Origin of the sequence: Methylosinus sp., from assembly GCF_036560965.1 — a bacterium.
GTDB lineage: Bacteria > Pseudomonadota > Alphaproteobacteria > Rhizobiales > Beijerinckiaceae > Methylosinus.
Window position 1 is genome coordinate 15264 of record NZ_DATBQF010000062.1, and the last position, 24256, is coordinate 39519.

Annotated in this window: 24 protein-coding genes, 1 tRNA gene and 1 riboswitch; of the genes, 12 read left to right on the forward strand and 13 right to left on the reverse strand. The window is 65.0% G+C overall.

Annotation, left to right across the window (positions count from 1 at the left end):
- Positions 1-2 precede the first annotated feature (2 nt).
- Positions 3-1058: a phage portal protein gene (locus tag VIF40_RS16205; protein ID WP_331938549.1), complete on the forward strand. Its 1056-nt coding sequence runs from the start codon at positions 3-5 to the stop codon at positions 1056-1058.
- A gap of 2 nt (positions 1059-1060) precedes the next feature.
- Here VIF40_RS16205 and VIF40_RS16210 read toward each other — a convergent pair whose 3' ends face one another.
- Complete coding sequence (locus VIF40_RS16210; RefSeq protein WP_331938550.1) at positions 1061-1312, reverse strand: helix-turn-helix domain-containing protein; 252 nt, start codon at positions 1310-1312, stop codon at positions 1061-1063.
- A gap of 113 nt (positions 1313-1425) precedes the next feature.
- On the opposite strand from VIF40_RS16210, the gene VIF40_RS16215 reads away from it, so the two are divergent.
- Entirely contained in the window at positions 1426-1830 is a 405-nt protein-coding gene (locus VIF40_RS16215; RefSeq protein WP_331938551.1) for a hypothetical protein, read from the forward strand.
- 300 nt (positions 1831-2130) lie between these two features.
- On the opposite strand, the gene VIF40_RS16220 is transcribed toward VIF40_RS16215, so the two are convergent.
- On the reverse strand, positions 2131-2319 hold the full coding sequence (locus tag VIF40_RS16220) for a DUF2158 domain-containing protein (protein WP_331938552.1): 189 nt from the start codon (positions 2317-2319) through the stop codon (positions 2131-2133).
- Positions 2320-2454: 135 nt separating this feature from the next.
- Between VIF40_RS16220 and VIF40_RS16225 the strand changes: the two genes are divergently transcribed.
- Genes VIF40_RS16225 through VIF40_RS16240 form a run of 4 tightly spaced genes read left to right on the forward strand, consistent with a single transcriptional unit; the run spans position 2455 to position 4451 of the window.
- Positions 2455-3162, forward strand: coding sequence for a hypothetical protein (locus tag VIF40_RS16225; protein WP_331938553.1), 708 nt, complete (start codon positions 2455-2457; stop codon positions 3160-3162).
- Complete coding sequence (locus tag VIF40_RS16230) at positions 3159-3362, forward strand: hypothetical protein (RefSeq protein ID WP_331938554.1); 204 nt, start codon at positions 3159-3161, stop codon at positions 3360-3362. The genes VIF40_RS16225 and VIF40_RS16230 overlap by 4 nt, the downstream gene beginning before the upstream one ends.
- The gene (locus VIF40_RS16235; RefSeq protein ID WP_331938555.1) at positions 3359-4240 is read left to right on the forward strand and encodes a hypothetical protein; all 882 of its coding nucleotides are present in this window, start codon (positions 3359-3361) and stop codon (positions 4238-4240) included. Before VIF40_RS16230 ends, VIF40_RS16235 begins: the two co-directional genes overlap by 4 nt.
- Entirely contained in the window at positions 4206-4451 is a 246-nt protein-coding gene (locus VIF40_RS16240) for a hypothetical protein (RefSeq protein ID WP_331938665.1), read from the forward strand. Before VIF40_RS16235 ends, VIF40_RS16240 begins: the two co-directional genes overlap by 35 nt.
- A 32-nt stretch (positions 4452-4483) precedes the next feature.
- Here the strand turns inward: VIF40_RS16240 and VIF40_RS16245 are convergent.
- Positions 4484-4560: transfer RNA gene (locus tag VIF40_RS16245), tRNA-Trp, on the reverse strand.
- Positions 4561-4686: 126 nt separating this feature from the next.
- Positions 4687-5196 carry a peptidoglycan-associated lipoprotein Pal gene (pal, locus tag VIF40_RS16250; RefSeq protein WP_331938556.1) on the reverse strand — a complete coding sequence of 170 codons (510 nt, stop codon included), beginning with the start codon at positions 5194-5196 and terminating at the stop codon, positions 4687-4689.
- A 291-nt stretch (positions 5197-5487) separates the two neighbouring features.
- On the opposite strand from pal, the gene VIF40_RS16255 reads away from it, so the two are divergent.
- The 3 genes from VIF40_RS16255 to VIF40_RS16265 all read left to right on the forward strand — a co-directional run bounded on the left by VIF40_RS16255 (position 5488) and on the right by VIF40_RS16265 (position 7382).
- The gene (locus tag VIF40_RS16255) at positions 5488-6132 is read left to right on the forward strand and encodes a hypothetical protein (protein ID WP_331938557.1); all 645 of its coding nucleotides are present in this window, start codon (positions 5488-5490) and stop codon (positions 6130-6132) included.
- 101 nt (positions 6133-6233) lie between these two features.
- Positions 6234-6296: riboswitch (Fluoride riboswitch) on the forward strand.
- A gap of 58 nt (positions 6297-6354) precedes the next feature.
- A complete protein-coding gene (locus VIF40_RS16260; protein ID WP_331938558.1) occupies positions 6355-6801 on the forward strand; it encodes a hypothetical protein in 447 nt (148 codons plus the stop codon).
- A gap of 131 nt (positions 6802-6932) precedes the next feature.
- Positions 6933-7382, forward strand: coding sequence for a hypothetical protein (locus VIF40_RS16265; RefSeq protein WP_331938559.1), 450 nt, complete (start codon positions 6933-6935; stop codon positions 7380-7382).
- Between the two features lie 24 nt (positions 7383-7406).
- On the opposite strand, the gene VIF40_RS16270 is transcribed toward VIF40_RS16265, so the two are convergent.
- From VIF40_RS16270 to VIF40_RS16290, 5 genes are all read right to left on the reverse strand, one after another.
- Entirely contained in the window at positions 7407-8372 is a 966-nt protein-coding gene (locus VIF40_RS16270; protein WP_331938560.1) for an alpha/beta hydrolase, read from the reverse strand.
- A 96-nt stretch (positions 8373-8468) separates the two neighbouring features.
- A complete protein-coding gene (locus VIF40_RS16275; protein ID WP_331938561.1) occupies positions 8469-10973 on the reverse strand; it encodes a TonB-dependent receptor in 2505 nt (834 codons plus the stop codon).
- A gap of 159 nt (positions 10974-11132) precedes the next feature.
- Entirely contained in the window at positions 11133-12080 is a 948-nt protein-coding gene (locus VIF40_RS16280; protein WP_331938562.1) for a FecR family protein, read from the reverse strand.
- Positions 12081-12150: 70 nt separating this feature from the next.
- A complete protein-coding gene (locus tag VIF40_RS16285; RefSeq protein ID WP_331938563.1) occupies positions 12151-12666 on the reverse strand; it encodes an RNA polymerase sigma factor in 516 nt (171 codons plus the stop codon).
- 109 nt (positions 12667-12775) lie between these two features.
- The gene (locus tag VIF40_RS16290) at positions 12776-13153 is read right to left on the reverse strand and encodes a hypothetical protein (RefSeq protein ID WP_331938564.1); all 378 of its coding nucleotides are present in this window, start codon (positions 13151-13153) and stop codon (positions 12776-12778) included.
- A 249-nt stretch (positions 13154-13402) separates the two neighbouring features.
- Here VIF40_RS16290 and VIF40_RS16295 point away from each other — a divergent pair, with 249 nt between their 5' ends.
- Positions 13403-13867, forward strand: a complete 465-nt coding sequence (locus tag VIF40_RS16295) for an Hsp20 family protein (RefSeq protein WP_331938565.1) — start codon at positions 13403-13405, stop codon at positions 13865-13867.
- 59 nt (positions 13868-13926) lie between these two features.
- Here the strand turns inward: VIF40_RS16295 and VIF40_RS16300 are convergent, their stop codons facing one another.
- Positions 13927-14973: a hypothetical protein gene (locus tag VIF40_RS16300; RefSeq protein WP_331938566.1), complete on the reverse strand. Its 1047-nt coding sequence runs from the start codon at positions 14971-14973 to the stop codon at positions 13927-13929.
- Between the two features lie 325 nt (positions 14974-15298).
- On the opposite strand from VIF40_RS16300, the gene gltB reads away from it, so the two are divergent.
- Entirely contained in the window at positions 15299-19960 is a 4662-nt protein-coding gene (gene gltB / locus VIF40_RS16305) for a glutamate synthase large subunit (protein WP_331938567.1), read from the forward strand.
- A 15-nt stretch (positions 19961-19975) separates the two neighbouring features.
- On the opposite strand, the gene VIF40_RS16310 is transcribed toward gltB, so the two are convergent.
- The 3 genes from VIF40_RS16310 to VIF40_RS16320 form a co-directional block, all read right to left on the reverse strand.
- Positions 19976-20878: a metallophosphoesterase gene (locus tag VIF40_RS16310; protein ID WP_331938666.1), complete on the reverse strand. Its 903-nt coding sequence runs from the start codon at positions 20876-20878 to the stop codon at positions 19976-19978.
- Positions 20879-20990: 112 nt separating this feature from the next.
- Positions 20991-21461, reverse strand: coding sequence for a hypothetical protein (locus VIF40_RS16315; protein ID WP_331938568.1), 471 nt, complete (start codon positions 21459-21461; stop codon positions 20991-20993).
- 169 nt (positions 21462-21630) lie between these two features.
- Complete coding sequence (locus tag VIF40_RS16320; RefSeq protein WP_331938569.1) at positions 21631-23070, reverse strand: aspartate aminotransferase family protein; 1440 nt, start codon at positions 23068-23070, stop codon at positions 21631-21633.
- 536 nt (positions 23071-23606) lie between these two features.
- On the opposite strand from VIF40_RS16320, the gene VIF40_RS16325 reads away from it, so the two are divergent.
- Positions 23607-24194 carry a cold-shock protein gene (locus VIF40_RS16325; protein ID WP_414684821.1) on the forward strand — a complete coding sequence of 196 codons (588 nt, stop codon included), beginning with the start codon at positions 23607-23609 and terminating at the stop codon, positions 24192-24194.
- Positions 24195-24256 lie beyond the last annotated feature (62 nt).

Genomic DNA, 24256 nt, shown 5'->3' on the forward strand with positions numbered 1-24256 from the left:
CGATGGCATGGCGATGGCCCTGGCAGAAGGTCGAGAAGCGAAGTGCGTCTTCGGGCTTCACGGCGGAAATCATCGGCGCCCGTGCGTCCTACATCGCCGGGCCTGCTGGTATAGGCGAACTGACGGCCGCCGCTCAGAGCTGTGTGAGCTTGTGGGAAAATGGCTTCGCAATCGCTGACATAGATGGAACGGCGCTACTTGATCGGCGCGCGCTGGCGCTGATCGGGCGTTCGCTCGCTCTGCGCGGCGAGGCGGTGTTCCTGATCCGCGATAGGCTGGTGCCCTGCGCCGACTGGGATTTGCGGACGCGCAACGGCTCCCCGACCGCCTATCGCGTCTCGATATCGGAAGCCGGCGGCGGAACGACACAGACCGCGCTTGCTGGCGAAGTTCTACATTTTCGCATCGGGGCCGATGCGGCTACCCCTTGGCTTGGCGCTTCGCCGCTGCGGCGCTCGGCTCTGACCGCCAGCCTGTTACAGTCTCTTGAGTCGGCCCTTGGCGAAGTCTATGAGAACGCGCCTCTCGGAAGCCAAATCGTACCGTTTCCAGAAAGCAGCGACGTTGATCTAGAAACGATCGGCAGAGGCTTCCGTGCCAGGCGCGGGCGCGTGCTGCTACGCGAGTCGGTGAACGTCTCGGCGGCTGGTGGCCCGGCTCCGGCGGCAGATTGGAAACCTCAGGATGTTACGCCAGACCTGAGCCGAGCGATGACCGCCGAGACTCTCGCGGCGGCGCGGGCGGCCATTTGCAGAGCCTTCGGCGTGCTTCCGGGGCTGTTCTACCAACAGGCACAAGGGCCGCTTGTACGCGAGGCGCAACGCCACCTTGCGGCGTGGACATTGCAGCCGATCGCCGAGCTTATCGCCGAGGAGGCGACGGCGAAGCTCGGAGCTGCGATCAAGATGGACGTGCTTCGCCCAACGCAAGCCTTCGACAGCGGCGGCGCGGCGCGGGCGCTCGGGGCGCTCGTCTCGGCGATGGCCGAGGCGAAAGCGGCTGGCTTGCCACCTGAAGTTCTGGCAGGCGCGTTCAGGAGGCTGGATTGGGAAACTTGAGGTCACTTCGTCCGGCGGCGCAGGCGGACGCCGGCGCCGCCGCCATTCTCTGCAATGAACTCGACGCCGCCAGCCTCAAGGGCGGCGCGCATCTTCGCAACTGCATCTGTAGAAACGTTAGCCCCTTTGCCAGTTTCAAAGCGCTTGACTGTCGGATGAGACAGACCGGCCGCTTCCGCAAGCTGTTCCTGGGACCATCCAAGTAGACCTCGCGCTGCGCGCGCCTGGGCGACGATCATTATGGGCTTGACCATTTTTGGATCATTTCATATGATCCAATTTGTATCACAAGCGGTATGCGCGAACAATCACGCCGGACAATGACGTCTCGGCGAACGCTACCGTATTGCCAGTGATGGAGCGCCCAATGGCTGACTCGCCGAATACGAGAACTTTGCTCAATCGTCGTCTGTTTCTCGCGGCTGGCTCTGCCGGAGCCGTCTTCGGGGCGCTGAGCGCGGCGGTAGCCGTTGAAGTCGGCGACCCGCTCTCCGCGCTGATCGAGCGTCACCGCGATATCTACAAACAATTCAACGACATATGTAAGATTGAGGGTGATATTGAAGCAAGCGACCCGCTCTTCGAAGCGGTTAATGAGGAGTGGCGGCGGTTGGATGATGCCGAATGTCTGGCGATGGGAGAGCTTCTAGATTTTCCCGTGAATAGCCTGGAGCAGATGAAGGCCAAGGCGTCATATCTGCGCGGCTATTTCGGTCGCGGCCACCTGGAAGGTAACCAGTTCATGGCTTTCCTTGACAGCCTAATTGCGTAAGGCTGGAGACGACAAATCTCAAATAAAACAAAGCAAAAGAACGCCTGCGTCGGCGAGGGTCGACGCAGGCGGGAGCATCTCGCCCGCTATCGGTTCGACGCGATCCGAGATGCGATTGCGACCATCATGCGTGATGATGAGCGTTCATGAACCTTTGCGAGATCAAGTATGAGGAAACAAGTCACAAAGATTATATTAGCTTCCTCGAGTACCATCGCGAAATTGAACTGTGGCCGGAACGCGATCAATAAAGCTGTGGAAAAATGCGAGAGGGCGCGGCACAAGGCCGCGTCCAATTCGTCACTGCGCCACTTCCAGAGAAGTGACCGGAAACGTGTCGCTTTCTTTTTTCCAAGGGGCTTTGTCCTGCACGAACCAAGTGCACCATGCGGTTATAGTCCCATATTTTTCGGCAACTTCGTCCACGGTCATCTTTGGGCCGCCCGATTTGAGCCGAACCACTGAACCAGTTTTGATTTCGTCAGCCATTGCTGTCACTCCGATGAGATTCGCGTAGGAAGTGTAGCATTGGCGGTCCTCTCCCGTCACCATTCGAGCAACGCACAAATGGACTTGACGCAACCCGTCATTTGATATTGACTCGAATAGGCGGAGGCGATCGAGATGGCGACCCCTGGCGAGCTGGTGAAAGTGATAGCGGCCTCGACGGGTGAGGACGAGGCGACTGTTGCGCAGCACGACCGCAACCTTGTCATGGCTGGGCTGCGATCAAAAGGGGGGCGTGGGCGCAGCGCAGCGAATGTGAAGCCGCGCGACGCGGCGCACATTTTGACGGCAATCCTTGGAAGCCCACGCGTCAAGGACAGCGTTGAAACAGTAGAGCGCTATACGCTCACGCAAGAGCATCATGCTTATTGGCACGAGCATTACCCCGATAAGTTGCAGGGCATGGGAAAAGCAAATGTCTGGGAAGACTACGGAATCCCAGAGTTGGCCAAGCTTCCACCTGATCATTCGTTTGTTGATGCTCTCTCAGTCATCATAGCTATCGCAGCCGAAGGGAAATTGAAAAATGAACTGAGTGGATATTGGTCTCTGGAAAACATCAAGATCATTGTCACTTCGCCGTCGACGTACGCACGTATTTCAATAAGTTATTTCCAACACAAGGACCAAAATGCTTCGGTTCAAGCGGACTACCGGCCGAACGATCTACCTGCGGATTGGGTGAAGAACAAGGGGTTGCGTCGCTCAACGGAAATGAATGCACTTCCGATCATCTACATTGGCGCGCTTCTAGCCGGGCGGTTGGACGAACTTCCTAAGCTCTGTTTTGATTCGGCGCGTGAAGATGGGGGTGCCCGGGAATGACGAACGCGACCCGTAAACCTCGCATCTCTCAATCGGAAATGACGAAGGCTCTCCGCGCCGCGCGCGATTCCGGCCATAACGTCCAGCGCGTGGAAATCGAGCCGGGCGGTCGCGTTGTCGTCATAATGGGCGAACCTGAGCAAACGGCAGTAAGTTCGATTGATGTAGAACTTTCCCGCATCCTGGAGCGTCGCCAATGAAGTGGCGCTACGTCAAACGCGACGTGAGCCGTCACGGGCAGGTTCGTTGGTATTTCCGACGCGGCGGCGAGCCAAAGGTGAGGCTCCCAGATTATCCCGGCGCGTCGAAGGAGGCGGAAACGGCCTATTATGCCGCACTCGACCGCAAGCCATCTGCGCCCGCGCCAATGGCGGATACATGGCCAGCCGGATCGTTTGGGGCGCTCGTCACGCGCTACATCAATTCCCCGAAATATCAATCTCTCGCGCCTATAACGCAGGCGGGCTATCGACGCCAGCTTGACAGGCTCCGGGAGAGCATCGGCCTTCTGCCCTATCGCGAATTTCGGCGCCGCCATGTCGTTCGCCTGGTGGAGGCCAAAGCCGGTCGGCCCGGCGAGGCCAATAATGTCCTGAAGGCGTTGCAGGCGCTATTCACCTACGCGCTGAAAGCGGAGTTGCTGGATTTGCCCGTATCGCCCGCTGCAGGCGTCGAAAAGCTGAAGGTCACGGGGCCTCGTGCAGGGGGCTCGGAAACATGGCTCCCCGAACATGCCGCGATGTTTCGCGCGCGCTGGCCTCTCGGCACGCCGCAGCGGACGGCGTTCGAAATTTGCTGGAATACGGGCCTTCGGATCGGCGACGCGCTTCTCCTCGGGCCGCAACACGTTCGCGACGGGCGTGTGCGAATGACGACGCGCAAAAAGGGCGTCGCTGTCGATAACCCGGTTTTGCCTGAACTTGCGGAAGCGCTAGCCGCAGTGCCCACGCGGCATCTAACCTATCTCGCGACGCAGGGGGGGGAGAACTCGCTCGGCGAAGGCCGCTTATACGTGGTTTTCGAAAGCAGCGAGGGCGGCAGAAATCCCCCCGAAATACTCATCCCACGGTTGCCGTAAGGGTCTCATGACTGAGGCGGCCGAAGGTGGCGCGTCCGACGAACAGTTGGCGGCGCTGGGCGGGCATAGCTCCACAAAATCGGTTTCCAGCTACACCAAAAAAGCGCGGCGCGGCGTGCTCGCAGATGGTGCCGTCGCGCGCCTCGAAAGGGGAGAAAACAGAACATCCATCGGCCCACCTTCTAAAAAAGTGGGTCAAAATGGCGTGTAACCATCTGAAAATGAAGGAGAATTTTGCATGAATGGCAGGAGTGGAGGGGCTCGAACCCCCAACCCCCGGTTTTGGAGACCGGTGCTCTAGCCGATTGAGCTACACTCCTGCGGGACGGCGCGCCGTCGGGCTTCTCATGCCGCATCAGGGCCGAGGATGCAAGCGCCGGGGCTTCGCCCTGGCGCATTTTGGAGTCGAGGACGAGCGCCGGGGCTCGCCCTGGCGCATTTTGGCGTCAGGAATTGCCGCCCGAGAGCACCGTCACGGCGCGGCGGTTCTGCGACCAGCAGGAAATGTCGTCGCAGACGGCGACCGGCCGCTCCTTGCCATAGCTGATCGTGCGGATGCGCGGCGCCGCCAGCCCGCGCGAGGCGAGGTAGCTTTTCACCACTTCGGCGCGGCGGGCGCCGAGCGCGAAATTATATTCGCGCGTGCCACGCTCGTCGGCATGGCCTTCCACGGTGAAGGAATAGCGCCCATAGCGCGTCAGCCAGTCGGCCTGCTTGTCGAGGGTGGCCTGCGCGGTCGGCGTCAGCTCGCTCGAATCGGTCTCGAAATAGACGCGGTCGCCGACATTGACGACGAAATCCTGCGGGCTTCCGGGCGCCGCATAGCCGCCGCGGCCATTGGCGCCGGCGAGCGCGGCGTTTTCGTCCTCGGCGTTCTTGGCGCAGGCGGCGAGCGAGACCGCCGCCAGCAGGGCGACGGCGAAGCGCAGGGCGCGCGCGGCGGTAACGAATGCCATGTCCTCGAAACTCCTCTGACGACGGCTCTACTGTCGCCAGTCCTATCCGCGCAGGGGTTAAACGAAGGTTCCGTCAACCTTGACGAAAGCTTTGCGCGCCCCGCTGCGGCGCATCGAATGTCGGTAAGGTTAACGTGAGCTTGATCGTCGATGCGGTCGATGGCGCGAGTGAGGCGAAAAGGCGGCGCGAAAGGAGACGCAGGGAATTGCGGATGGGGAATGCGGGGCTGGACCGCCGCGCCGATCATCGTTAGCAATTCATACATCATGCGGCGGAGGGAGTCGGAGACGATGCGCGACCTGAAACGCTCCGCCCGACGCTTCGGCGCGCCGCTTTGCGCGGCTTTCGGAGCCGCCATGCTCGCCGGCTGCGTCGACACGGCGGTGGAGATCGGCCATCCGCGTCCCGAGCAGCTCGCCCAGCGGCAACGTCCGGCGCCGCGTCCCGGCGTCAGCCCGCGCGGCGCGCCGGTGGCGCTCACCAGTTTCGAAGGCGCGCCCGAAGCGGCGCTCGCTCGGTTCCGCCCGGTCTTCGCCCGCGCCGCGGAGAGCCGCGACATCGGCTCCGCCGGAGAGCCGGACGCCGCCTATCGTTTGCGCTTCTATCTCACCGCCTATGCGGGCGCGGAGGGGACGACGCGCTTCGCCTATGTCTTCGACGTCTTCGACCGCAATGGACGGCGCGCCCGTCGTCTGACCGACGAGATCGCCGTGCGGGGCGATGGCGATCCCTGGACGCTGCTCGACGACAGGGCGCTCGCCGAGGTCGCGGCGCGCGGAGCCGCCGCGCTCGCCGCCTTTCTCTCCGATACGCCCGAGGCGATCGCGGCCGCGGCAGGCGGCGAATCGGGCGTGACGATCGCCGCCGCCACACGCGGCGAGCCGGCTGCGGCGCAGAATGGTCCCAAGGCGCTGGGGCTCGCCGAAGCGAAATGATCGTTCCCGCTGCCGATCCAGCGAGCCGTCCTCCGGCGGATTGACGTCGTCGCCGCCTTTCTGTATCGATTTCGCTACATAAGGTCGCGGAGGCGAAAGCCGTCGCGCCAGGGGATGGGGTGCCCCCTATAACCGCCGAAAAGGCTGATGACTCCTGCTGAAACCGATGATCGCGAGATCATCGAACGAGGGCGTTCGCGCTCGATATGCAGGAGTACGGCTATGAATCAGGATCTCTCGGTTTTCATCACTCCCTTCGCTCTCGTCATCGGATGCGGGCTGATCGCCGTGGGCGGTCTCTTCTTCATCGACATCAAATTTCTGCGGTCGCAATTCCAGGCGATCGTGGCGCTTGTGATCGGCGGCTTCATTATCGCGGCGCTGGAGGTCGTGCTCGCCGGCAGCAGCGTCTCCTTCTTCAAGGCGCAGCAGGTGCAGACCTCCGTTTGCGAGCTCGAGGGCGAATCGGCGCATCCGGAGGCGCGTCTCGGCGGCGACGCCCACATCATTCACAAGCACATCCTCGGCTGCATGCAGGAGGCCGGCTATGAATGGTCGCCGACGCATCGCAATTGCAAGGACGCGCCGGTCGCCACCAATCCCTATTGCTATCTGCCGGCGAGCGGCTTCGACCGCACCATCACTGCATTCCAGCTGAGATTCGAATAGCCCGGGCGCGACGGCGCGGCTAAGGTCTCTCTCCGCCCGCGGGGCGCTTGCCGTTTGGAGTTCTTGCTCCATTTGACCTCGAGACTGAGGGGAAGGCGGCGCCCCGTCGGGACCAGACGGGAGACGCACCGATGAACGAGGACATATCCGCCTTCGTGGCTCCGCTGACGCTGATTCTCGGGGGCGCGCTTCTGGCGCTCGGCGGTCTGTCCTTCATCGGGATCGATTATTTCGACAGCAAGTTCAAAGCGCGCGTCGCCTTCGCGATCGGCCTCGCCTTCATCGTCGCCACCGAGCTCGTCTTCGTGACCAGCAGCAGTAGCGGGCGCTATTTCGCCGGGCTGAAGATCGACGTGACCGATTGCGAGCTCGACAGCGAGTCCAAGCTGCCCGACGAGCGGCACAAGAACAGCCGCGTGCTGCACGATCATATCGTCGGCTGCATGGAGCGGCTCGGCTATGAATGGAACGTCGACCACGAGCATTGCAAAGAGGCGAAGATCGCCACGAATTCCTTCTGCTATCTGCCGACGCGGCCGGTGGCGCGGGCGATCGTGCGGTTTCAGACAGCCTTCGAATGATCCGGCTTCGAATGATCGCGGCGCTCAGGCGCGATCCACCGCCTCGCCGGGAACGAAAGCGTCGAAGGCCGCCCAGAACTGCTCGCGCAATTCGTCGCGCTCCATCAGCAATTCATGACGCGCGCCGGGAACCGCTATGAGGCTCGCGACCGGAAGCCGCTGCGAGAAGCGCTCGATCGCGCGCGAGGATACGATGCGGTCGCGTCCGCAGAGAAAGGCCATCACCGGCGTGCGCACGGCGCGGGCGTATTCGGGCGCGGCGAATTGCTTCATCAGGCGGAAGGCGGCGTTGGCCCAGCCGACGGTCGGATCGCCGACCGCCAGTTGCGGCGAGGCGCGCACCACATCGGCGTTGCGGGTGAAGCGCGCGGGGTCGGAGGTCAGCCGATTGCTCTCGAAGGGCAGCTCCTCGAGCGATTTCGGACCGCCGCCCGGCACATACATCGCGCCGAGCCCGAACATGTCGAGCGTGTCGGCGATCGCGCGCGCGCCGATCGGAAAGCGCATGCCTTCGAAATCGATCATCGGCGCCGCGACGATCACACGATCGAAGGGCGAGCGCGCCGAATGGGCGCGGTCGAGCAGAATGGCGCCGCCCATGGAATGGGCCAGCGCATGCCAGGGCGAGGGGCATTCGAGCGCCAGAACATCGGTGATGAAGGCGTCGAGATCGCGCTGATAGAGCGCGAAATCGTCGACATGGCCCTTGCGCGGATCGGAAAGGTCGCGCTCCGAGCCGCCCTGTCCGCGCCAATCCAGCGTCACCACATGAAAGTCGCGCGCGAGCAGATCGTTGATCGTCTCGAAATATTTCTCGATGAACTCCGCGCGGCCTTGGAACAGCGCGACCGTGCCGATCGCGCCGCGTGGCGGCGAAAAGCTCGCGGCGCGCAACATGCGTCCGTCCGCCGTGCGAATGGCGAAGACCTTCGCATTGGGCGGCGCGGGATTGTTCGGCGTCGCGAAGAGCTTTGGTTCGGTGAGCGGCATGTCTGGCGGTCCTGCTGCGGCCGGAGCGAAAGACGCTGCGCGCGCCTTTCGTCCCGTCTATCGCATTTCTCGTCCGACCGCGCAAAAGGCGGCGGGTCAGAATTTCACCGTCATGCCCGCATAATAGGAGCGGCCGGGGCCGGGCACGGCTCCGGGCATGCTGGTCTTCTTGTAGTCCGCGTAATCGAATCCGCCGAGCGGCGAGTAGTAGCGCACATCGGCGACATTGGTGACGCCGAGATCGATGCGGAAAGCGTCCCATTCATAGCTGGTGCGCAGATTGACGAGCCCATAGGAGGGCGTCCTCAATTCATTGCGCGCCGTGCTCACATGCGTCTTGCTGTCGACGAGCTGCAGCTCGACGGCGCTGCTCCAGCCGCCGAGCTTGTGCTCCAGCGCGAAACGCGCGTTGAGCGGCATGATGTGATAGAGCCCGTCGCCGCGATCGAGATTCTCGCCATAGACATAGCCGATCACGCCCGAGAGCGTGAAGCGGCCCACGTCCGCCGCCTCGTACAGCTTGCCGCGGCCGGAGAGATCGAAGCCATAGAGCTCCGCCTTGTGATTGCGGAACTGCAGGATCGGGAACCAGCTGCCATTCTTGTCGGCGAAGCCGCCGACGCGATCGGCGTCGATGAAATTCTCGACATAGCTGAAGTAGGGCGTCGCCTTCGCTTCCCAATCATGATCGACCGGGTCGCGCCAGGCGGCGGTGAAGCTCACCGTATGCGCGACCTCCGGCTTCAGATCGGGATTGCCGACATAGCCATTGGCGTCGCCGAACCAGCCGATCATGCTGCTCGCCATGCCGCCGACGCCGAACACATAGCGCTCATAGAGATTGGGCGAGCGCGTCTTGCGCGAATAGCCGAGCTCATAGGCGCTCGTCTCATCCGCCTGATAGCGTAGGAGCGCCGTCATGTCGAAATTGACGTCGGTGCGCGCATGGCTGCGGGCGTTGAAGGCGCGCGCCGCCGTCGCGTCTGGATTGGACATGCCCATCATGCCCATCGGGATGGGATTGCGCGGATCATAGGCGCTGGCGTCGCCCGTGCTCATCCACACGATGTCGTTGCGCACGCCGAGCACCGTCGTCCATTGCGGCGCCCATTTCGCTTCCCATTCCGCGAATGTGCCGATGCGATCACGCTGGCCGCCATTGATGTTCCAATAGGTTCCCGGACCCATCATCATGCTGCCGACGATCGGCGGCCACCAGTCGTTCAGATGATAGCCGTGGAATTCATTGCCGATGCGCAGCAGATTGGAGGCGTCGAGCGGAATGGCGGCCTTCACCAGATAGCCATAGTCCGTCCCGGAGGCGTTCATCGGCATATTGGCGGGCTGCTTGTCGTAGAGGAAGCCCATCTTATGCGCCGTATGATGCCAGAAGGCGCGCGCCTCGAGCTTTCCCCAGTCGAACGCGCCTTCATAGCCGGCGTCGACGGAGTAGCCGCGATTATAGGTCATATCCATGCGCTGATTGACGAAGCCCTGATAGGGGATGTTCTGATATCCGCCCCTCAGCGTGAAGAGATGTCCGTCGTTCTGATAGGCGAGCGTCGCCGAATGATTTTCGGAGATGAATCCGGTGGAGAGAACCTTGGGGCCATTGTCGCCCGAGTGATAATCGGAGCCGCGCGTGTAGCCGCCATTGTAGAGCAGGCTGAAATGCTCGGTGGCGACATTCGCCGTTCCCGAGACGCCGAAGCCGCTGTTGGAGCTGCGGAAGAATCCAGAGACCGAGCCGGAGGCGATGACGCCCGGCGCGATGGACGGGCCGGGCGCCGCGACGCGCGGATTTGCGAAGATAGGGGGCTTCGGCTCGACTGAAATCGTGCCCGCGATCGAATCGCCGCCCTTGCTCACCGGCGTCACGCCGGAGAGAACCTCGATCTTTCCGACATTGCTCGGATCGATATAGGAGAGCGGCGGATTCATGTGATTGGCGCAGGCCGAGGTGATCTCGGCGCCGCCGAGCAGAATCTTGATGCGGTCGTCGGCGAGGCCGTGCAATGCGGGAAGACGCGACACGCCGCCCGCCTCATAGAGATCGACGCCCGGCGCCCCGTAGAGAAGCTGCGCCGCGTCGCTGGCGTCGGGACGCCGCGCATCGAGCGTCTCGCCGCTGATTTGCGTCGCGCCGATCGGCGTGAAGGGTCCATCGGCGTGGCGTGTGGCCGCGCGCAGCGCACGCTCGCGCTCCGCCGCTATGTCGATCGGCGGCAGCGGAACGGCGCCGGCGTCGTTGCGCACGGTCTGGTTCTGCGCGAGCACGATGGCGACGCTGCGTCCATCGCGCGCGAGACGATAGCCGATGCCGGTTCCCGCGAGCAGACGATCGAGCGCGTCTTCCAGCGTGAAGGCGCCGGAGAGTCCGCGCGTCGTGAGATCGCGCGTCAGCCGCGATTTGTAGACGAGCTGCGCGCCCGTGGCGTCGGCGAGGCGATTGAGCGCGAAGGCGATGGAGCCCGGCGGAATCTCATAGCTGCGCACGGCGGCGGAGAGCTCGGCCTCCGGCATTGCGACATGCGCGATGGCCGGCGCCTCCTGCCCGAGGACGAGAGCGCTCAGAGCCGTCGCTATCGCTGTCGCGCCCATGTTCTTATTCTCGAGACAAAAAAATCGCCGCCTCATCCGCCGCTCTCCGAGTTCTCAGCAGGGACGAAACTGTCCCTCTGTGAACTCTGACGAATGGAGCGCGCAAACACGCACGTCCGGACGACGAAAAAAACTCAGCGCAGGATGCGGCGTTCCGTCTCATCCGCGCAGCACCACGAAATAGTCGCCGATGTGAATCGCATCGAGATCGAGCGAGGCTTCGATCGCGCGCAGCGCGCCGATCGGATCGGCCGCGTCGAACACTCCGGTGACGCGCAGCTTGCGGACGGCGGCGCTCGGCGCCAGCACATAGCCGTGGTGATAGCGCGCGAGAATGTCGACGACCTCGCCGAGCGGGCGATCCACGAAGATCAGCTTGCCGCGTCGCCAGGCGGTCTCGTCCCGCACGGCGACGGGGACGGGCGCGCTCGCCGGCGCCGCCGGTCCGAAGTCGCATTGGCGGCCTTCTTCGACCAGCGTCGTCTCGCCGCGGCTCGCGACGGAGACTTTGTGCTCGGCGACGGTCACGCGCGCGCCGCCCCCCTCGAGCGCGATGTCGAAAGAGGTGCCGAGCGCCGTCACCGCGCCGCCCGCCGCCGTCACGACGAAAGGCCGCGTCGCGTCCGCCGCGACCTCGAAAAAAGCCTCGCCTTCGAGCAGCGTCAGCGCGCGCCTCCCGGCGGCGTAATGCACCGCGATCGCCGATCTCGCGCCGAGCTGGACCTTCGATCCGTCCGCCAGGCCGATGATGCGCGTCTCGCCGGTGGCGGTGCGGAAATCGGCGCTCCAGAGGAGACGCAGATCGTCGAAGCACGCCAGCGCCGCCAGCGAGGCGGCCAGCGCCGCCGCCGCGGCCCATCGGCGTCGTCTCGGCGCCTGCGTCGGGGCGGCGGCGCGGCGGGGCTTCAGCGCCCGCACGTCGCCCAATAGCGCGCAAATCTCCTCGAAGGCCGCGGCGTTGGCGGAATCGGCGAGCCAGGCCTCGAAAGCGGCGCTCTCGATGGCGGACAGCCGGCCGCCGTCGCGCCTCACCCACCAGGCGACGGCGGCGTCTTCGGCGTCGGTCGATTCGTCGGGCTCGCGGTCGTCGTTCGGGCCGCCGGTCATCGGTCGCAACTCGCTCCTCACACTTACAGACGAACGAGGGCGCGAAAAGGGATGCGCCGCCGCCGATTTTTTATCGCGCCGCATTTCGGCAGCGACGAATGGCGATGCGCAAATGCCGATCCACCATATTGCGGGAAATGCCGAGACGCCGCGCGATCTCGTCCTGCGGGACATCCTCGTGCATGCGCAGGACGAAGACCTCCCGGCATTTGGGCGGCAGCGTCTCGATCGCCTCGGCGAGCAGGCGCGCGCGCTGGTCCGCGTCGAGCCGCTGCTCGGCGGTGGCCTCCTCGGAAGGCGTGTCGCAGGCGTCGGCGTCGGCGACGAAAATCTTCGTCTCCAGCCTGCGCCGGCGCGAAAAATCCATCGCCAGATTGACGGCCGTGCGGCGCAGATAGGCGGGGGGATCGGCGATCTCCTCCGTCATATTGCGATGCATGACGCGCAGGAACGCCTCCTGGACGATGTCCGGGGCGTGATCGGGGCCGACGCGCCGCGCCAGCAGCCGCGTCAGCTCGCGCTGCGTGCGCGCGAATAGATCGCGCAGGGAGGTGAATTTGCCGTCGGGCAATTTGCTGCCGGGCATGGCGCCATCCGTCGAGGCGTCCGCCGGGCGCCGAGAGCGGCGTCCGGTCTGTCTTTCCTCATGTCGAAAAGGGCCGCGGAAACACGGCGCGGATCAGGCGAGGAGCGGATCAGGCGAGGGGAGGGGCGCGCGACGACCAGGAGCTCGCCCAGCCGACCGGCTCGCGCTCCGCCGGCGCCGCCCGGCCTCGAGCGAGCGGGACGGTGGAGAACACGGGAAAAGCGAAAGCCGGCTCCTGGCCCTCCGGCGCCGCGAGCGGCGGGGCGTCGCGTCCGGCGACGCAGAGAATGCAGCAAGGGGAGTGATCGCGCTCGGCCGGCGGCGCGCCGTCCCTATGCGGCTCGCAATAGGCGGAGGCGGAAACGCCGGGAGCGTCCGCCGGCGCATGCGCTCGGGCGATGGCGGCGGTGAACAAAGCCTGCAGCGCGAAAAGGCAAAGCGCCAGCGTCGAGACGAACATGCGTCTCGCCACGGGGGTGCATGACATTGAGCCGTTCGCCATGCGCGACCCTAGAGCCGGGAAATTTCCGCCGTCAATGAAATCGTCGCGCTCGCGGTGAAAAACTCGGGCCCCGTCACAAATTTGCGACACCAGCCCATCGTCGGCGCCTCTTGCATGGCGCGAAACGCGTTCCCACATCAATTTCAGCGCGGGCCGTAGCGGACGCGCTTCATCCCCGGCGCGAGCGGGGACGATGCCCCTCGCGCTCCACTGTCGCTTCTAGGAGGACATGTCATGCGTCACTTCGATCTCTCCCCGCTGTATCGCTCGACCGTCGGCTTCGACCGCCTGTTTTCCCTGCTCGACCAGGGCGCGGGCCCGGAGGCGGCTCCCGCCTATCCCCCTTATAATATCGAGCGCACGGGCGAGAACGCCTATCGCGTGACCCTGGCCGTGGCCGGCTTCGCGCAAGAAGATCTGTCGATCGAGACGCGCGAGAACACGCTGACCATCAAGGGCGCCAAGGAACCCGCGCCCGAGACCGGCGTCAAACGCGAAATCCTGCATCAAGGCATTGCGGCGCGAGCCTTCGAGCGGCGCTTCCAGCTCGCCGATCACGTCGTCGTGACCGGAGCGACCCTCGCCAATGGCCTGCTGCATGTCGATCTGGTCCGCCAGATTCCCGAGGCGCAGAAGCCGCGCCGCATCGAGATCGGCGGCGGCGCTCCGGCGCAGACGATCGACGCCAAGGCCGCCTGATCGGCCTTCGATAGGCGCTGAAAAATCGAGGCGTCCCCGTGGGACGCCTCTTTTTTTGGTCAGCCGCCGGGCGTGGGCGTGGGCGTCGGCGTGGACGTGGGCGGCTCGCCCGTCGGCGGCGCCTTGGTCTGTTCCGCCGACACCGGATTGGCGGGCGGCGAAGGCGCGGGGCTCGCGGCCGTCGGCGCAGCGGTCTGGGGAGCAGCGGTCGGGGGCGCCGCGGTCTGGGGAGCAGGAGCGGCCTGCTGATGGCCGATGGCGGCGGACGGCTCCGGGGCGGGCGCGGCGGCGTGAGGCGTCGTCTCCTGTGGAGGCGTCGGGGCTTTCGGCTCGGAGGGCGGCGTCGGCGCGGCGCCGGTCGCGGGGGCCGGTCCGGATTGCTGTTGCGCCGGGACCTTGCGCTCGCCGGGCCGCGCGGAGGCGGGTTTGGGCCAGGCCGGCTTTTCGGCGCTATGCGGCGCGGCGGATTGCATCGGCGTCGGTCGCGCCGGCGGCTTGGTCGCCTGCGAGGGCGGGGCATGAGGAATGCGCTGCGTCTCGGGGCCGTCTGGCCGGGCGGCGGCATGGGTCCGGCCCGGCGTCTCCGCCCGCCGGGGCGTCGGCGCAGATTGCGGGGCGGGACGGCGCGGCTCGGCGCCGAGACCCGGCACGACCAGAGGATCGTCGACCGCGCCGGTCCGCCGCCCGTCATAGGGGTCGACCGGCGGTGCGCCGCGATAGGCGGCGGGCGGCGCGTCGCCATAGCCCGGCGCCTCGTGGACGATCTCCGGCCCGACGCGCCAGGATCTCAAAATCTCGCCCTCATAGGGGTCGATGAGGAAGCGCCGGTAGCGTCCGCGGCGGTCGACGCCGGTCGCCACCACCTGATCGCCGCGGCGGCCGAGGGCGCCGACGAGGTGAAAACCCTCTTCCTCGAGGATTCCGGCGATCGCCCGCGGCGAGGCGTTCGGCGCGGGCTCCGGAATCGGCTGGTGAAAGGCGTAGCCGAAGGGCCGAAAGAAGAAATCCGCCGCAGCCGGCGTCGCGGCCGCGAACGGCGCGAGGCTCGCGAGGGCGAGCAAGAGCTTCGGCCGCAAGAGCTTCGGCCGCAGTCTCGATAGCGTCATGAACCGCTCCACATCGTCATTGATCATCCGCCCCCGTCTCGACAGCGGAGCTTCCGCGACCAATGCGGCGAGCTTTGGACGCGGACGGCGCGTTCGGCGGGCGGAATGCGCCGGGATTTCGGTTTTGTGGAGGCAGATTGCTTGTGTGCTGCGCGTAAATCTGGCAACAATATTTCCCGCTGATATGTCAGCCTTGCTGACCATTCTCCTCCGATGACGCATTCGCGCGTCGCGGAGCTAATCGATGAATTCGACGACAGGGGACGGGGACGCAGGCGCGGCGATCGGGCCGAGCCGCCTCCGGACTCGCCCGGGAGACGCCGCCATGACCGCGATCGACGCCAGAGACCCCCTCCTGCCGCAGGCTCAGGGCCTCTACGATCCGTCCAAGGAGCACGACTCCTGCGGCGTCGGCTTCGTCGCCGATCTGCACAACGCCAAGAGCCACGAGATCGTCGAGATGGGTCTGCAGATCCTTCTCAATCTCGATCATCGCGGCGCCGTGGGCGCCGATCCCAAGCTCGGCGACGGCTGCGGCATTCTCGTGCAGATTCCGCACGGCTTCTTCGCGGAGGAATGCGCCAAGCTCGGTTTCGCGCTGCCGGAGCCCGGCCATTACGCCATCGGCCAGTTCTTCCTCACACGCGACCACGCGGAGCGCGCCAAGGCGAAGGAGCTCATCGAGGCGGCCGCCACGAGCCAAGATCTCGTCGTGCTCGGCTGGCGCGACACGCCGGTCGATTCGAGCGATCTCGGCGCGGCGGTGAAGGCGGTCGAGCCGGTGCATGGGCAGGTCTTCTTCGGCCGCGGCCCCTCGGTGACCGACGATGTCGATTTCGAGCGCCGCCTCTATCTGGCGCGCAAGACGGCCTCCAATGAAATCTATGCGCGCGGGCCCGTCGCCCGCGAGCATTACTCCGTCTCGGTGTCGTCGCAGACCATCGTCTACAAGGGCATGGTGCTGGTCTCGCAGCTCGGCGAATATTTCCTCGATCTGAAAGACCCGCGCTTCATCAGCGCCCTGGCGCTGGTGCATCAGCGCTTCGCCACCAACACGTTCCCGTCGTGGCGGCTCGCGCATCCGTATCGCTTCGTCGCGCATAATGGCGAGATCAACACGCTGCGCGGCAATCTCAACTGGATGGCGGCGCGGCAGGCCTCGGTCGCCTCGCCGCTGTTCGGCAACGACATCGAAAAGCTGTGGCCGATCTCCTATGAGGGGCAGTCGGACACCGCCTGCTTCGACAATGCGCTCGAGTTTCTCGTGCAGGGCGGCTATCCGCTCGCCCATGCGGTGATGATGCTGATCCCCGAGGCCTGGTCCGGCAATCCGCTGATGGACGCCGAACGCAAGGCCTTCTACGAATATCACGCGGCGCTGATGGAGCCCTGGGACGGGCCGGCGGCCATGGCCTTCACCGACGGCCGACAGATCGGCGCGACGCTGGATCGCAACGGCCTGCGCCCGGCGCGCTATCTCGTGACCGAGGACGGGCTCGTCGTGATGGCCTCCGAGATGGGCGTGCTGCCGATCCCGCAGGAGAAGATCGTCCAGAAATGGCGGCTGCAGCCGGGCAAGATGCTGCTCGTCGATCTCGAGCAGGGACGCATCGTCTCCGACGACGAGATCAAGAAGGAGCTGGCCTCCTCGCATCCCTACAAGCAATGGCTCGAGCGCACGCAGATCGTGCTCGAGGATTTGAAGCCCGTCGAGCCGCGCGCCTCGCGCGCCGATGTGTCCTTGCTCAATCGCCAGCAGGCCTTCGGCTATTCGCAGGAGGAGCTCGATCTGCTGCTCTTCCCCATGGCCGTCACCGGCCAGGAGGCGGTCGGCTCCATGGGCACGGATACGCCCATCTCGGCGCTCTCCGACAAGCCGAAGCTGATCTACACCTATTTCAAGCAGAATTTCGCGCAGGTCACCAATCCGCCGATCGATCCGATCCGCGAGGAATTGGTGATGAGCCTCGTCTCCTTCATCGGCCCGCGCCCGAACATTCTCGATCACGAAGGTTCGGCGAAGCGCAAGCGGCTCGAGGTGCGTCAGCCCATCCTCACCAATGAGGACCTCGAGAAGATCCGCTGCATCGGCCATATCGAAGACAGCTTCGACACCAAGACGCTGGACATCACCTATGGCGCCACGACCGGCGCGGCCGGTCTGCGCGAGGCGCTGAACCGGCTCGGCGAGCGCGCCGAAAAGGCGGTGAACGGCGGCTATAACATCATCATCCTCTCCGACCGCATGGTGGGGCCGGATCGCATTCCGATTCCGGCGCTGCTCGCCACCGCGGCCGTGCATCATCATCTCATTCGCCGCGGCCTGCGCACCTCGGTCGGCCTCGTCGTCGAGACCGGCGAAGCGCGTGAGGTGCATCATTTCGCGCTGCTCGCAGGCTTCGGCGCCGAGGCGATCAACCCCTATCTCGCCTTCGAGACGCTGGAGGCTTCGACCGACGAATTTCCGGCCGACGTCGACGGCCCTACGGCGATCAAGCGCTTCATCAAGGCGGTCGACAAGGGCCTTCTGAAGGTCATGTCGAAGATGGGCATCTCGACCTATCAATCCTATTGCGGCGGGCAGATCTTCGACGCCGTCGGCCTCGCGCAGAGCTTCATCGACGAATTCTTCCGCGGCACGACGACGCGCGTCGAGGGCGTCGGCCTGGACGAGATCGCGGCCGAGACGGTGCGCCGTCACAAGGACGCTTTCGGCGATGTGGCGATCTATCGCGACGCGCTGGATGTCGGCGGCGATTACGCCTTCCGCATTCGTGGCGAGGCGCATAGCTGGACGCCGCATACGGTGTCGCTGCTGCAGCACGCCGTGCGCGCCAATGCGCAGGACAAATATCGCGCCTTCGCGCAGCATCTGAACGAGCAGGACGAGAAGCTGCTCAATCTGCGCGGCCTGTTCCGCGTCAAGACGGCGGAGGAGGATGGACGCGCGCCCGTTCCGCTCGACGAGGTCGAGCCGGCGAATGAGCTCGTCAAGCGTTTCTCCACCGGCGCCATGTCCTTCGGCTCCATCTCGCGCGAGGCGCATACGACGCTCGCCATTGCGATGAATCGCATCGGCGGAAAATCCAACACGGGCGAGGGCGGCGAGGAGCCGGAGCGCTTCAAGCCGCTGCCCAATGGCGACAGCGCGCGCTCGGCGATCAAGCAGGTGGCGTCTGGGCGTTTCGGCGTGACGGCGGAATATCTCGTCAATTCCGACATGATCCAGATCAAGATGGCGCAGGGCGCGAAGCCCGGCGAAGGCGGACAATTGCCCGGCGACAAGGTCGATGCGGTGATCGCCAAGGTGCGTCATTCGACGCCGGGCGTCGGCCTCATCTCGCCGCCGCCGCATCACGACATTTATTCGATCGAGGATTTGGCGCAGCTGATCTTCGATTTGAAGAACGTCAATCCGCGCGCCAATGTGTCGGTGAAGCTCGTCTCCGAAGTGGGCGTCGGCACGGTCGCCGCCGGCGTCTCCAAGGGCCGCGCCGATCATGTGACGATCTCGGGCTATGACGGCGGCACGGGCGCCTCGCCGCTCACCTCCATCAAGCACGCCGGCAGCCCGTGGGAGATCGGCCTCGCCGAGACGCATCAGACGCTGGTGCTGAACGGTCTGCGCGCGCGCATCGCGGTGCAGGTCGACGGCGGCTTGCGCACCGGCCGCGACGTCGTCGTCGGCGCGCTGCTGGGAGCGGACGAGTTCGGCTTCGCGACGGCGCCGCTGATCGCCGCCGGTTGCGTGATGATGCGCAAATGCCATCTCAACACTTGCCCCGTCGGCGTCGCGACGCAGGACCCGGTGCTGCGCAAGCGCTTCGTCGGCCAGCCCGAGCATGTCATCAACTTCTTCTTCTTCGTCGCCGAGGAAGTTCGCGAGCTGATGGCGGCGATGGGCTATCGCCGTTTCGAGGAGCTGATCGGCCAGATGCAGATGCTCGACAAGGAGATGGCGCTCGCCCATTGGAAGGCGAAGGGTCTCGACTTCTCGAAGCTGTTCCACAAGCCGGCGGGCGAGGGCGCCGCGATCCGTCACAGCTTCATGCAGGATCACGGGCTCGACAAGGTTCTGGACAATAGACTCATCGAGGCGGCGCGCGCCTCGATCGATCGCGGCGCGAAGACGTCCATCGAGACGGCGATCCGCAATGTCGATCGCTCGACCGGCGCGATGCTGTCGGGCGAGGTGGCGCGCATCTATGGCCATGCCGGCCTGCCCGAGGACACGATCGACATTCGCGCGACCGGCACGGCGGGGCAGAGCTTCGGCGCCTTTCTCGCGCGCGGCGTGACGCTGCGGCTCGAGGGCGAGGCGAACGACTATGTCGGCAAGGGCCTCTCGGGCGGCAAGGTCATCGTCTATCCCTCGCGCGAGGCCAAGCAGATCATTCCGGAAAAATCGATCATCGTCGGCAATACGGTGCTCTATGGCGCGATCGCCGGCGAGGCCTATCTGCGCGGCGTCGCCGGCGAGCGTTTCGCCGTGCGCAATTCGGGCGCCTATGCCGTCGTCGAGGGCGTCGGCGATCACGGCTGCGAATATATGACCGGCGGCGTCGTCGTCGTGCTGGGTCAGACCGGCCGCAATTTCGCAGCCGGCATGTCGGGCGGCGTGGCCTATGTGCTGGATGAGGACGGCGGCTTCGCCGAGCGCTGCAATCTCGCCATGGTCGATCTCGAGCCGCTGCGCGACGAGGAGGCCGCGATGACGCAGGCCTATCATCAGAGCGGCGATCTCGAGCAGCATGGCCGCGTCGATGTGATGACCGATATGACGCGCTTCGACGCCGAGCGCCTGAAGCATCTCGTCTCCAATCATCTGCGCTACACGGGCTCGACGCGCGCGCGCGCGATCCTCGACGATTGGGAGAGCTACAAGCCGAAGTTCCGCAAGGTGATGCCGGTCGAGTATCGCCGCGCGCTCACCGAATTGCTGGCGCGCAGCCAGAGCGGCGAGAAGCTGAAGGCGGCCGGCGAATAAGGACGCGCCGGCGCGTCACGCCGCCGGCGCCTCGACCCGAATGTGTAGAACTTCCGGCGGCGCGCCGAAGCGCACCGGAAGCCCTGTGCATCCCAATCCGCCGGAGACGACGAGATGCTTCTCGTCCTCGACGATATGTCCATAGACATAGCGATTGCCGAAGCGCGAGGGCACGATCGGCGCCCAGCCGAAGAGCCGCACCTGTCCGCCATGCGTATGTCCGCAGAGCGTCAGAGCGACGCGCTCCGGCACTTGCGGAAAAATGTCGGGCTCATGCGCCAATAGGATGACGGGATCGTCGGTCGTGACGGCGGCGAGCGTCGCCGGCAGATCGTCGAGCCCCTTCCATCGGCGGCGTCCGACCGGAATCGCATATTGATCGGCGAGGCCGGCCAGCCAGAACGAGCGGTCGCCATGCGCCAGACGCACGGCCTGATTTTCATAGACGGGAATCGAATTGTCCTCGAGCGCGATGCGCGCGGGAGCCGCGCCGCCGCCGTGGCGCCGAACCTTGCGATCGTCCCACATGTCGTGATTGCCGAGGATCGCATGGACGCCGAGCGGCGCCCTGAGACGCGCGAGCGCGCGCGCCCATTGCGCCGACGGAATCGGCGTGGCGAAATGATGCAGTCCGGCGACATAGTCGCCGAGCAGCACGATGACGTCGGGCCGGAGCGCGTTCATCCGATCGACAATGGCGTCGATGCGCTCGATCGACATCCAGGGATCGCAGGCGTGGAGATCGGAGAGCGCCGCGATCTCCAGGGCGAAGCCCTTCGGCCAGTTGGACGGCGCGACGCGATAGCGGGCGACGCGCGGCGCCTGCAGCGGCCCATAGCCGAACGCATAGGCGGCCCCCGCGAAGGCGGAAGCCGCGCCGGCGAGCGCGCCCCGCAGAAAGGCGCGCCGGGTCAGCATGGTCATGGCGTCTCCCACATGGCTCGTCTGGCCGAGAACCGACGTGTGACGTCAAAGCCGATCAATGCGTCCGTTTCGAGTTGCGCTTCGCGGGCGGCGTCGTTTCGCCGACTCATCTCGCCGCGGGGAATGGCCCCTCGTCGAGAAAATAGCCATAGCCCGGCGCGGGCCGCGGAGGAACCGGATCGGCCGCCGTATAGGCGCCGGGGCGATAGCTGCGATCGTAAGGATTGCTCTGCGGATAATAGGCCGGCTCGATAGAGGGCGGGGGAGCGAATTCATTGGCGCGATAGCGCGCTCTGATCGGCCGCGGCCACGCCGCCGCATCCTCTTCCGCCGCGACGCGGTCGTAACGCTGCGGCGCCATTGCAGCGCGTGCATAGGCCGGCTCCGGCTCCCGCCAGCGGCGCGCCGAGCGGGCAGGGTGAATCGGCCGGAAATCGGCGGCGGCCCGCGGTGAGAAATCATCGGGGCCGAGCCCGCGAATGACGACCGGTCCGCGCGCGCCGGCGAAGGACGCGGTGGGAAGGCCGGAGAGCGCGGCCAGCAAGGCCGCTGACAGAATCGTCGCACTGATACGCATGATCGACGCCTTTCGTCTCGAAGCAGAGCGCGGCAGGGCGGAAATATGCGCCGACGTGTCAAATCGGCGCGGCTCCCTGTCGCGCGCCTGCCAGGAGCAAGGCGCGTTCCCAATTCGTTAACCGTGAATTTTCGACAGCCGGGAATCGTTCGTCAGCCGAGCGTCTTCGTCAGCCGAGCTTGGCCTTCAGAGCATGGCCGGCGAGCGTCTTGCCGAGCGACCAGACAGCGCCCGGCGCGTGATGCGCCTCGGCGATGACCTTGTCGAAGGAACGCTCGATCCAATCGCAATCGAAATCATCGATGGTGAGCGGCGGCAGCAGCTTGATCGTGTGATTGCCATGGCCGGCGACTTGCGTCAGCACCTTGTGCTGCTCGAACAGCGGAATGCTGATGAGCTGGCAGAACAGGCCCGAATTGACCGTCTCGAGCAGGTTCCACGCGGCTTTCAGCTTCAGCGAACGCGGCTCGCCGAATTCGATTCCGATCATCAGCCCTTTGCCGCGCACATCGGCGACGAGCTCGTAGCGCTCCGCCATGGCGCGGAAGCAAGCGAGGAGCCGCTCGCCTTTGGCCGCGGAGTTCTCGACCAGACGCTCGCTCTCTATGACCTCGAGCGTGGCGAGGCCGGCCGCCATTGCGAGATCATTCTTTCCGAAGGTCGAACCATGCACGACCGCGCGATCCATGCGGTCGAACATTTTTTCGAAGATCCATTTGCGCGTCAGCACCGCGCCGACGGGGACATGGCCGCCCGACAGCGCCTTGGCGACGAGCACGAGATCGGGCTCGACGCCATAATGCTCTATGGCGAAGAACTTTCCGGTGCGGCCGAGACCGGTCTGAATCTCGTCGGCGACGAGCAAGGTCCCATATTTACGGCACAGCGCCGCCGCCTGCGCGAGATAATCTTGCGCCGGCATGTTCACGCCCTTGCCCTGAATGGGCTCGACGAAGAAGGCCGCGACGTCGCGATGGCGCAGCGCGTCCTCGAGCGCGACGAGATCGTCGAACGGAATCTCACGCGTGCTCGGCAGCAGCGGGCCGAAGCCTTTCTTGAAAATCTCGTCGCCATTGAGCGACAGCGAGCCATAGCTGAGTCCGTGAAAGGAATGCGCGCAATGGAGTATGCCCGCGCGGCCGGTCGCCGCGCGCGAAAATTTGATCGCCGCCTCGACGGCCTCCGTGCCCGAATTGGTGAAGAAGACTTTGTCGAGATAGGGCGCGAAGCCGAGCAGCCGCTCGGCGAGCAGCGCCGCGGGCACCGACACGTCGAGCTGAACCAGATTGGGCAGCTCGGCGCCGAGCACGCTCATCAGCGCGGCGCGCAGCGCGGGATGATTGCGCCCGACCGCGAACACGCCCCAGCCACTCAGCAGATCGAGATAACGCGCGCCTTTGCGATCATAGAGATATTGACCGGCGCCACGCACGAATCCGACGTCATAGCCGATCGTCTTGAGCACCCGCACCCACATCTCGTTGAGATGCTGCGAGTGCAGAGCGAAACGCTCGCTCTCCCGCTCCGCATAGAGTGAGGCGAGATCGAAATTCGGGGCGCCGCCGTCCTGCGCCAGGTCGCGATCGTCTTGCGGCGTAATGAAGGTCATGCGCTCTGCGTCCGTGTCCTTTGGCGGCGGGCCATCTTCTCGCGGGAATTGCGGGCGGTCAACCGCGCCACCCGCCGTGGCGGCCGCGCACTATGTCGCGGCTTCGCGCGGACCGCAACATATGGACGAGCATATTGTTTCGCGCCGCTCTGTCCAGCCCGATCGCTCGGCGGCGCGGCGCCGCAGGCGCGCGCCGTCCGGCTTTTTGGCGCTCTGGCGCCAAATCGCGCCGCTTTCATGGCGAAAATCGGCGCGGCGCGAGCGCGCGCGACGCGGCGATCCGTCTCGCGCAAAGCTGCGATCGCTCGCCGAAGGCGCTCGTACGGTATTTCGCGTAACTCTCGCCGATAGCGCGGAACGCCAAGCATTTTCAGGCTTTGTATCCACAGCGAAGGCGCGCGGGACAAAAAAGTCGGTTGGAGGAAAGCGCGTCGATGATATCTTAACCACAGTGATTCACGGGCGAGCGTCGCGATTCGAGTCTTCGAGGGCGAGCGGAGCGCATTCGTTCCGAATCGACAGGGGGAGTTGGTCTGTTGGGCGCAAAAATTTCATTCCAGAATGAGTTGAGCGCGTCGACCATCAATATCGAAAACGGCGAAGCCGGGCTCGATCTCATCGAAGTGTCCGGAACCATCAAATGGTTCGACGTTTCGAAGGGATATGGATTCGTCGTTCCCGATGATGGCGGCGCGGATATTCTCTTGCATGTGACGATCCTTCGTCGTTCCGGATTCCAGTCCGCCTACGAAGGCGCGCGCGTCGTTTGCGAGGTGCAGAATCGCGTCAAGGGAATGCAGGTGTTCCGCGTGATCGGCATGGACGAGTCGACGGCCGTTCATCCCTCGCAGAACGGCGTCGCGCGCACCCATGTCCAGGTGGCGCCGTCGAGCGGCTATGAGATCGCCATCGTCAAATGGTTCAACCGGGTAAAAGGCTTCGGCTTCCTGACCCGCGGCGAGGGGACCGACGATATCTTCCTGCATATGGAGACGGTGCGACGCTTCGGACTCGCCGAGCTGAAGCCCGGCGACAGCGTGCTGGTGCGCTACGGCGACGGCCCCAAGGGGCTGATGGCGACCGAGGTGCGGCCGTTGGAATCGGCGTTGCCGGCCTCTCATTAGAGCCGAGCGAGACGGGCGCTTCCGCGCCGCTTTGCATTTCCCGACCGCAATGGCAGAATGGC

Bases quoted from the DNA above. Each gene is read 5' to 3' on its own strand.
- VIF40_RS16260 (WP_331938558.1), top strand. From the start codon at position 6,355: ATGAATCAGGATCTCTCGGTTTTCATCACTCCCTTCGCTCTCGTCATC.
- VIF40_RS16205 (WP_331938549.1), top strand. From the start codon at position 3: ATGGCATGGCGATGGCCCTGGCAGAAGGTCGAGAAGCGAAGTGCGTCT.
- VIF40_RS16280 (WP_331938562.1), bottom strand. From the start codon at position 12,080: ATGACCGGCGGCCCGAACGACGACCGCGAGCCCGACGAATCGACCGAC.
- VIF40_RS16310 (WP_331938666.1), bottom strand. From the start codon at position 20,878: ATGCTGACCCGGCGCGCCTTTCTGCGGGGCGCGCTCGCCGGCGCGGCT.
- VIF40_RS16295 (WP_331938565.1), top strand. From the start codon at position 13,403: ATGCGTCACTTCGATCTCTCCCCGCTGTATCGCTCGACCGTCGGCTTC.
- VIF40_RS16230 (WP_331938554.1), top strand. From the start codon at position 3,159: ATGACGAACGCGACCCGTAAACCTCGCATCTCTCAATCGGAAATGACG.
- VIF40_RS16225 (WP_331938553.1), top strand. From the start codon at position 2,455: ATGGCGACCCCTGGCGAGCTGGTGAAAGTGATAGCGGCCTCGACGGGT.
- VIF40_RS16270 (WP_331938560.1), bottom strand. From the start codon at position 8,372: ATGCCGCTCACCGAACCAAAGCTCTTCGCGACGCCGAACAATCCCGCG.
- VIF40_RS16210 (WP_331938550.1), bottom strand. From the start codon at position 1,312: ATGGTCAAGCCCATAATGATCGTCGCCCAGGCGCGCGCAGCGCGAGGT.
- VIF40_RS16215 (WP_331938551.1), top strand. From the start codon at position 1,426: ATGGCTGACTCGCCGAATACGAGAACTTTGCTCAATCGTCGTCTGTTT.
- VIF40_RS16320 (WP_331938569.1), bottom strand. From the start codon at position 23,070: ATGACCTTCATTACGCCGCAAGACGATCGCGACCTGGCGCAGGACGGC.
- VIF40_RS16315 (WP_331938568.1), bottom strand. From the start codon at position 21,461: ATGCGTATCAGTGCGACGATTCTGTCAGCGGCCTTGCTGGCCGCGCTC.
- VIF40_RS16275 (WP_331938561.1), bottom strand. From the start codon at position 10,973: ATGGGCGCGACAGCGATAGCGACGGCTCTGAGCGCTCTCGTCCTCGGG.
- VIF40_RS16220 (WP_331938552.1), bottom strand. From the start codon at position 2,319: ATGGCTGACGAAATCAAAACTGGTTCAGTGGTTCGGCTCAAATCGGGC.
- VIF40_RS16300 (WP_331938566.1), bottom strand. From the start codon at position 14,973: ATGACGCTATCGAGACTGCGGCCGAAGCTCTTGCGGCCGAAGCTCTTG.
- VIF40_RS16285 (WP_331938563.1), bottom strand. From the start codon at position 12,666: ATGCCCGGCAGCAAATTGCCCGACGGCAAATTCACCTCCCTGCGCGAT.
- VIF40_RS16265 (WP_331938559.1), top strand. From the start codon at position 6,933: ATGAACGAGGACATATCCGCCTTCGTGGCTCCGCTGACGCTGATTCTC.
- pal (WP_331938556.1), bottom strand. From the start codon at position 5,196: ATGGCATTCGTTACCGCCGCGCGCGCCCTGCGCTTCGCCGTCGCCCTG.
- gltB (WP_331938567.1), top strand. From the start codon at position 15,299: ATGACCGCGATCGACGCCAGAGACCCCCTCCTGCCGCAGGCTCAGGGC.
- VIF40_RS16235 (WP_331938555.1), top strand. From the start codon at position 3,359: ATGAAGTGGCGCTACGTCAAACGCGACGTGAGCCGTCACGGGCAGGTT.
- VIF40_RS16290 (WP_331938564.1), bottom strand. From the start codon at position 13,153: ATGTCATGCACCCCCGTGGCGAGACGCATGTTCGTCTCGACGCTGGCG.
- VIF40_RS16255 (WP_331938557.1), top strand. From the start codon at position 5,488: ATGCGCGACCTGAAACGCTCCGCCCGACGCTTCGGCGCGCCGCTTTGC.